7 protein-coding genes are annotated in these 8,054 nt (G+C 27.5%); all 7 read left to right on the forward strand.

The window, feature by feature from the left end:
- Window positions 1-179 precede the first annotated feature (179 nt).
- Window positions 180-647, forward strand: a complete 468-nt coding sequence (locus NSA58_RS12190; protein ID WP_052232890.1) for a MarR family winged helix-turn-helix transcriptional regulator — start codon at window positions 180-182, stop codon at window positions 645-647.
- A gap of 29 nt (window positions 648-676) precedes the next feature.
- Window positions 677-2,980: an ABC transporter ATP-binding protein gene (locus tag NSA58_RS12195; protein ID WP_039678851.1), complete on the forward strand. Its 2,304-nt coding sequence runs from the start codon at window positions 677-679 to the stop codon at window positions 2,978-2,980.
- The gene (locus tag NSA58_RS12200; RefSeq protein ID WP_330652569.1) at window positions 2,973-4,832 is read left to right on the forward strand and encodes an ABC transporter ATP-binding protein; all 1,860 of its coding nucleotides are present in this window, start codon (window positions 2,973-2,975) and stop codon (window positions 4,830-4,832) included. Before NSA58_RS12195 ends, NSA58_RS12200 begins: the two co-directional genes overlap by 8 nt.
- Window positions 4,833-4,988: 156 nt before the next feature.
- Complete coding sequence (locus tag NSA58_RS12205; RefSeq protein WP_039678868.1) at window positions 4,989-5,819, forward strand: aldo/keto reductase; 831 nt, start codon at window positions 4,989-4,991, stop codon at window positions 5,817-5,819.
- A 235-nt stretch (window positions 5,820-6,054) separates the two neighbouring features.
- The gene (locus NSA58_RS12210) at window positions 6,055-6,705 is read left to right on the forward strand and encodes an RNA polymerase sigma factor SigI (protein ID WP_039678867.1); all 651 of its coding nucleotides are present in this window, start codon (window positions 6,055-6,057) and stop codon (window positions 6,703-6,705) included.
- An 8-nt stretch (window positions 6,706-6,713) separates the two neighbouring features.
- The gene (locus tag NSA58_RS12215; protein ID WP_039678866.1) at window positions 6,714-7,559 is read left to right on the forward strand and encodes an anti-sigma factor domain-containing protein; all 846 of its coding nucleotides are present in this window, start codon (window positions 6,714-6,716) and stop codon (window positions 7,557-7,559) included.
- 14 nt (window positions 7,560-7,573) lie between these two features.
- Window positions 7,574-8,014, forward strand: coding sequence for a YaiI/YqxD family protein (locus NSA58_RS12220; RefSeq protein WP_039678865.1), 441 nt, complete (start codon window positions 7,574-7,576; stop codon window positions 8,012-8,014).
- The last annotated feature ends 40 nt before the right edge of the window (window positions 8,015-8,054 follow it).

The raw sequence follows: 8,054 nt of genomic DNA on the forward strand, positions 1-8,054 counted from the left end.
ATTTATACATAGTAAATGTAAATAATAATGAAATAATAGTAAATTTTAACAGAGGAAGTGTTACTCAATTAACAATTTAAAATTTAACTTGACTAAAGAAAAAAAGTTTCCTACAATAATAGTTGCCTTAGTTAACTATTTTCTTTGGAAACTAAAATGAACTGAAAGGGATGAAAGAAATGAGTATGCTACAAAAAAAATCTAAAGAGTTTTTAGATTCTATAACAAAAATAAAAAAGCTAGCTCATAAATATAAAAAATCACAAGAGTTTCACCCAGGAATGCTTATGACAATGAAGATTATTTATAGTAATTGTTTAAGCAATAAAGAAGATGAAAATTATTATGGGATGAAGACTTCTGAATTAACAAAATATTTGTGTATTACAAAGCCAGCCACATCGAAAATGTTGAATGTTATGGAGGAAAAAGGATATATTTATAGGACTTCTAACAAAAGTGACAGAAGAGTCGTGTATGTGAAATTAACGGAGGAAGGTGAAGAGTTTTTAAAAGATCAAAATAGAAAATTTGAAAACTTTACTTGCAGGGTAGTTGAAAAAATGGGTGAAGAAGATACAGATAACTTGATACGTCTATTTGGAAAACTTTATGATGTTATAGAAGAATTACAATCTGAGAAATAAAATCACAAAAATGAAGAAAGGGAGAAAAGATGTTAAAAATATTTAAGCATTTAAAAAATTCGAGTTTTATAATTTTTATAATTATATTACTTTTAGCAGGCCAAGCAACATGTGAACTATCTTTACCTACTTATACTTCAAATATTATTAATATAGGTATACAACAAGGCGGAATAGAGAATTCTGTTCCTGAGGTAATAAGAAAAACTGAAATGGATAAACTTTTTATTTTTATGAATGATAAAAATAAAGATGTAGTATTAGATAATTATAAATTATTAAATAAAGAGTCTTTGAGTAGCTATGAATTTAATAAATATAAAGAATCTTATCCAGCATTAGATAAAGAAGATATATATTTATTAAACACAAATAAAGAAGAGACTATATTAAAACTTGATAAAATACTTGGAAAACCAGAATTAATTGTATATGGATTAGACAGTGATGATGAATCAAGTAAAATAATTCAAGAACAAATGAAAAAGAACATGACTGAAAATATGAGATCACAAAATATGTCACAAGGAAATATGACAAATCCTTCAATGAATATAGATTTAGAAAATATGGATATGTTTACAATATTAGAGTCAATGTCAAAAGATCAAAGAGATGGCATAATTAAAGAAATTGATAAGCAGTTAGTTGATTTACCAGATGCAATGATTAGTCAAGGGGCTGTATCTTTTGTTAAGAATGAGTACAATGAAATTGGTATAGACACTGACAATATGCAAACAACATATATACTTACTACAGGAGCAAAAATGATTGGAATAACTGTACTAAGTATGATAGCAGCTATTACAGTAGGATTTTTAGCATCAAGAGTAGGGGCATCTTTAGGTCGTACGTTAAGATCTAAAACTTTTGAAAAAGTAATGAGATTTTCAAGCAAAGAGATGACGGAGTTTTCTACAGCATCGCTTATAACACGTAGCACAAACGATATACAACAAATTCAACAAATGACTGTAATGATGCTAAGGATGGTATTCTTTGCACCATTTATGGCACTTGGTGGTATATACAAAGCATTGAGTACAAATACATCAATGACATGGATTATAGGTGTAGCTGTTTTAGGTGTTGTAGTAATTGTAGGTATATTATTTACAACAGTAATGCCTAGATTTAAGCTATTACAAAATTTAGTAGATAAATTAAACTTAGTAACAAGAGAAATTTTAACAGGACTTCCTGTTATACGTGCATTTAGTACACAAAGATTTGAAGAAAATAGATTTGACGGAGTTAATAAAGATTTAACTAAAGTAAATATGTTTGTTAACAGAATGATGTCTTGTATGATGCCAGCTATGATGCTTGTTATGAATGTTATATCGGTATTAATAGTTTGGGTAGGTGCAAAAAACATTGATACTGGAGCAATGCAAGTTGGAGATATGATGGCATTTATTCAATATACAATGCAAATAGTAATGTCATTCTTAATGATATCAATGATTTCAGTTATGATACCAAGAGCAGCAGTATCAGCTAATCGTATAAATGAAGTGCTAGAAAAGGATATAGTAATTAAAGAAGATAAAAATCCTAAATCTTTTGATAATAATAAAAAAGGTTTAGTTGAATTTAATAATGTTTCATTTAAGTATCCAGATGCAGATGAAGATATACTACATGATATTAACTTTACTGCTGAACCAGGAAAAACTACAGCATTCATTGGAAGTACAGGAAGTGGAAAATCTACACTTATTAATTTAATACCAAGATTCCACGATGTAACGGAAGGTGAAATTAAGGTAAATGGTATTAATATCAAAAATGTTTCACTTCATGATTTAAGAGAAAAAATTGGTTATGTTCCGCAAAAGGGAGTGTTATTCTCTGGAACTATAGATTCTAACTTAAGATATGGTAAAAAGGATGCTACAGAAGAAGATATAATAAAAGCAGCAAAAATAGCTCAATCAATAGACTTCATAAATGATAAAGAAGATAAGTTTGATTCTGAAATATCACAAGGAGGTTCAAATGTATCAGGTGGTCAGAAACAAAGACTATCTATTGCCAGAGCAATAGCAAAAGAACCAGAAATATTTATATTTGATGATAGTTTCTCTGCTCTAGATTTTAAAACAGATGCGAAACTTCGTAAAGCATTAAAAACAGAAACTAAAGAAAGTACAGTATTAATAGTAGCCCAAAGAATTAGTACTATTTTGGATGCAGATCAAATCGTAGTATTAGATGAAGGAAAAGTGGTTGGAATAGGTAAACATAAAGAACTTCTAAAAAATTGTGAAATCTATAAAGAAATAGCATTGTCACAACTTTCAAAGGAGGAGTTAGAAAATGAGTAGAGAAGGAAATAGACCAAGAAGAGCGAGAGGACCTATGGGTGGAGGCCATGGAATGAGAGGCCCTGCAGAAAAAGCAAAAGATTTTAAAGGAACAATGAGAACACTAATCTCTTATTTAGCTAAATATAAATTATCTATAATAATAGTATTTATATTTGCCATAGGTAGTGTTACATTCTCTGTAATAGGTCCTAAAATATTAGGTAAAGCTACAACAGAAATATTTAATGGATTAGTAAGCAAAGTATCTGGAGAAGGTACTGGCATAGATTTTGAAGTTATAAAAAGAATATTAATAACTTTAGTTATATTATATGTTGTAAGTGCGATATTCTCATTTATACAGGGATATGTAATGAGTGGTATTTCTCAAAAGGTAGCGTATAATCTTAGAGATGAATTAGTTAAAAAAATAAATAGATTACCTATGAAATATTTTGACAAAAAAACTCATGGAGAAGTATTATCAAGATTCACAAATGATATAGATACATTGTCGATGAGTTTAAATCAAAGTTTAACACAAATAATAACATCTATTACCACTTTAGTAGGTGTATTAATAATGATGTTATCTATAAGTGTACTTATGACAATTAGTGCATTAGTAGTTATACCAATATCATTATTTATAATTTCCTTTGTTATTAAAAGATCTCAAAAATACTTTAAAAGTCAACAAGAGTATTTAGGTCAAGTTAATGGGCAGGTAGAAGAATTATATGGTGGTCATACAGTAGTTCAAGCTTTCAATGGAGAAGAAGAATCTATAAAAGAATTTAATAAAGTTAATAATAAATTATATGACTCAGCATGGAAATCTCAATTTTTATCAAGTACAATGCAACCTATAATGATGTTTGTTGGGAACTTAAGTTATGTAGTTGTTTCAATACTTGGCGGATATTTAGTTATAAAAAATAAAATTGAAGTAGGTGATATACAATCATTTATTCAATATGTAAGAAGTTTTAATCAACCAATATCACAAATGGCTCAAATATCAAATCAATTACAATCTACTGCAGCTGCAGCTGAGAGAGTATTCGAATTCCTAAATGAAGAGGAAGAAGATGTAACAGTAGAAAATCCTGTAAGTATAAAGGGATTAGAAGGCAAAATTGATTTTGAAAATGTTAAGTTTGGATATGATAAAGATAGAACAATAATTAAAGACTTTACAGCTCATGTAAAACCAGGACAAAAAGTTGCACTAGTTGGACCTACAGGTGCAGGTAAATCAACTATGATAAAATTATTAATGAGATTCTACGATGTAAACTCTGGAGCTATTCTTGTGGATGGTCACAATGTTAAAGATTTCAATAGAGGAGAACTTAGAGAATTATTTGGAATGGTTCTTCAAGATACTTGGTTATTTAGTGGTTCAATAAAAGAAAATATTAGATATGCTAGATTAAATGCTAGTGATGATGAAGTAATAAATGCAGCGAAAGCAGCTCATGTTCATCATTTTATAAAAACTTTACCAGATGGATATAATATGTTATTGAATGAAGAATCAAGTAATATATCACAAGGACAAAAACAATTATTAACTATAGCTCGTGCAATATTAGCAGATCCTAAGATATTAATATTAGATGAAGCTACAAGTTCTGTTGATACAAGAACTGAACTTTTAATTCAAAAAGCTATGGATAATTTAATGGAAGGAAGAACTAGTTTTGTAATTGCTCATAGATTATCTACAATAAAAAATGCTGATTTAATACTAGTTATTAATGATGGTGATATTATAGAACAAGGAAACCATGAAGAATTATTAGCAAAAGATGGATTCTACGCAAATTTATATAATTCACAATTTGCAGATAAAGAAGCTATGTAAAAAATAATTATAGAATGAAAATTAAAACACCTTGAATATATTATTTATATTTAAGGTGTTTTTGGTTATATTAATATAGTTGATGGCTTACAATAAATAATATATTATAAAGATTGTGGGTAAATGAAGGGAATCTTAGTGGAGGTTAAAAGAGAAATGGAAAGAAAAATTATACAATTATCTAATGGTGTAAAAATTCCTATTATAGGTTTTGGAACATATAAACTACAAAATGAAAATGATGAGGCATGTAATATTGTAAAAGAAGCTATTAATGCAGGGTATAGAAGTATAGATACAGCATCATTTTATAATAATGAAGAAGGTGTGGGTAAAGGGATTCGAGAATCTGGACTACCTAGAGAAGAATTATTTGTAACTACGAAGGTATGGGTTAATGATGAAGGATATGAAAATACAACAAAAGCTTTTAATAAATCTTTAGAAAAGCTAGGATTAGATTACATAGATTTATATTTGGTTCATTGGCCAACAGAAAATATTAAAGAAACTTGGAGGGCTATTGAAAATTTATATAGAGAGAAGAAGGTTAGAGCAATAGGGGTTTGTAATTGTACAGTGAAACAATTAGAAGAAATTATAGGCTTTTCGGAAATCAACCCTATGGTAAATCAAGTAGAAATACATCCTAATCGTTCAGAAAAAGAGTTATTAAAAGTTTGTAAAAGGCATAATATTGTAGTTCAAGCATGGAGTCCTATAATGAGAGGACAGCTATCATCCAACTCTATAATTAAAAATTTAGCGCAAAAATACGATAAAAGTGAAGCACAAATAATACTAAGGTGGCATTTACAAAACAATGTTATTGCAATACCAAAAACAAGTCATCCTAAAAGAATTAAAGAAAATATAGATATATTTGATTTTGAAATAGAGAAGGAAGATATGGAAAATATAGATTCCATTAATAAAGATGAAAGAATGAAACCTCAAAAATATGAAAATTTATATAATATAGTGTAAAAGAGATTTTAGAATCTCTTTTTTTATTTATAACTTTGTTAATTGAACAAGTCAAATTTTTTATTTTACATATAGAATATTCTGATAAAAAGGGAAAAAGTACCTAAATCTTAAAGATTAATTGTATTATATAATATAAAAGGAATTGAAGTTGGATTTTTTAATGACTAAAGCTAAGATTACAATTTTAATTATCATATAGTAGTAAATATAAATTATAAGGAAAGGAACGTAAATGAATTTAAAAAGAAGCAATTATCAATTTGAGAATGAATTTATTGAAGAACATTTGCCTTTTATTATTAAATCAATAAGTAAGGTGACAAAGAGGTATGTTTCTATAGAAAATGATGAAGAATTCAGTATAGGATTATTGGCATTTCATGAAGCTATGAAAAAACATAGTGAAGATAAAGGTCCATTTTTACCATTTGCCAACCTAGTAATAAGTAGTAGGATAAAAAACTATTTATTAAAAGAAAACAAGCATCGTTTAGATCCATCCTTGGAAAGTCTAAAAGAAGAAGGCATAGAATTTAGTGAAGAATTTATAAATCCCATAGAAGATAAAAATCAATTAAAAGATGAAATAGAAAGTTTAAAGTTACATATAAAAGAATTTAATTTTGATTTTGAAGATTTGGTTGAGGATGCTCCAAAACATAAAAAAACAAGAGAAAATGCTATAAACTTATCTGAAAAGGTTAGCAAAGAGAAGCCTTTATTAGATTTTATGTATGAAAAAAAGAGGTTACCAATAAAAAGAATTTCACTTCAATTTAATGTAACAGAAAAAATAATTAAAGGTAGCAAAAAGTTTATAATTACTGTAATTATAATATTTGATAAAAACTACAGAAATTTAAAATTATGGATAAAAAGGTAGGTTGAATTATGTACAATAAAGGAATTATACTTGAAATAAAAGAAAAGTATTCTTTAGTTCTAAAAGACGACTCTACTGTTATTAGGATTAAAAATAAGGAAAACATGGAAGTAGGAGACACGATAATTTTCTTAGAAGAGGATTTATACGAATTAACTAAAAGTAGAAATACCATGAAAAATAAAATCATACCTATTTTAACTATTGCAGCCATGTTAGTATTATTAGTAGTACCTATGGTAAAAAATAATAATAGTGGTGGTGTTTATGCACTGATGTCTATAGATGTTAACCCAAGTATTGAATTTGAATTAGATAAAAATAAAAATATAGTTAATGTTTATGGGATTAACGATGATGGAAAGACAATAAATTTAGAAGAATTAAAAGGTAAGACTTTGGAAGAAGGAATTAAGATACTAGAAACATATTTAAGTAAAAATTATAGTGATAGTAAGGAGGGAATAGTAGGATTTACATTTATTGATAAAATTAGTAATGATAAGTATGAAAATGAAGTAAAAGATACAGTTAGCAAAGGATTAAATAATACAAAATTTGTTTATCTAAAAGGAACAGAAGAAGATATAGCTCTTGCGAGGGAAAAAGGTGTCAGTCTTGGTAGATATGAAGCACTATGTGATTTAGATGAAGATACTCTAGAAGATACTATAGAGCATATGTCTGTAGATGAAATTATGTCTCTTTTAGGAGCAGATGGTAAAGATAATGTTTACCTAAACGAAGAAGTTATGGATGAGCTACAAGATGAGTTAGAAGATAGAACTGAAAATGAATCTGATGATGACGAAGACGACGAAGACGACGAAGACGACGATGACGACGAAGATTAAAAATAGGAGAGAATATGAAAATATTAATTGATGGGGATGGATGTCCAGTAATAGATTTAACTATAAATATAGCAAAAAAATTTAATATAGATGTAATTATAATGTGTGATACGGCACACATTTTTAACAAAGAAGGAGCAAAAACAATGATATTTTCAAAAGGAGCAGATTCTGTTGATTTTGCACTTATAAATCTTGTTAAAAAAGATGATATTGTTATAACTCAAGATTATGGTTTAGCAGCAATGGCAATAAATAAGGCTTATTATGTTATAAATCAAAATGGTTTAATTTATACAAATGATAACATTGATAGGTTACTTTATAGCAGGCATATATCTAAGAAAATTAGAAAAAGTGGTGGAAGAGTTAAAGGTCCTAAGAAAAGATCGAATGAAGATAATATTAATTTTGAAAATACTTTAATTGGAATATGTAAAAAATCTCTTACTTAAAAGTTAACATTGTATCTTAAAAATAAAAATATTCATAGAT

The sequence above is a fragment of the Terrisporobacter muris genome (assembly GCF_024621905.1).
Taxonomy (GTDB): domain Bacteria; phylum Bacillota; class Clostridia; order Peptostreptococcales; family Peptostreptococcaceae; genus Terrisporobacter; species Terrisporobacter muris.

What these genes read in the sequence shown, in the direction of transcription:
- NSA58_RS12190 (WP_052232890.1), top strand. Translation starts at nt 180, where the DNA reads ATGAGTATGCTACAAAAAAAATCTAAAGAGTTTTTAGATTCTATAACA.
- NSA58_RS12195 (WP_039678851.1), top strand. Translation starts at nt 677, where the DNA reads ATGTTAAAAATATTTAAGCATTTAAAAAATTCGAGTTTTATAATTTTT.
- NSA58_RS12200 (WP_330652569.1), top strand. Translation starts at nt 2,973, where the DNA reads ATGAGTAGAGAAGGAAATAGACCAAGAAGAGCGAGAGGACCTATGGGT.
- NSA58_RS12205 (WP_039678868.1), top strand. Translation starts at nt 4,989, where the DNA reads ATGGAAAGAAAAATTATACAATTATCTAATGGTGTAAAAATTCCTATT.
- NSA58_RS12210 (WP_039678867.1), top strand. Translation starts at nt 6,055, where the DNA reads ATGAATTTAAAAAGAAGCAATTATCAATTTGAGAATGAATTTATTGAA.
- NSA58_RS12215 (WP_039678866.1), top strand. Translation starts at nt 6,714, where the DNA reads ATGTACAATAAAGGAATTATACTTGAAATAAAAGAAAAGTATTCTTTA.
- NSA58_RS12220 (WP_039678865.1), top strand. Translation starts at nt 7,574, where the DNA reads ATGAAAATATTAATTGATGGGGATGGATGTCCAGTAATAGATTTAACT.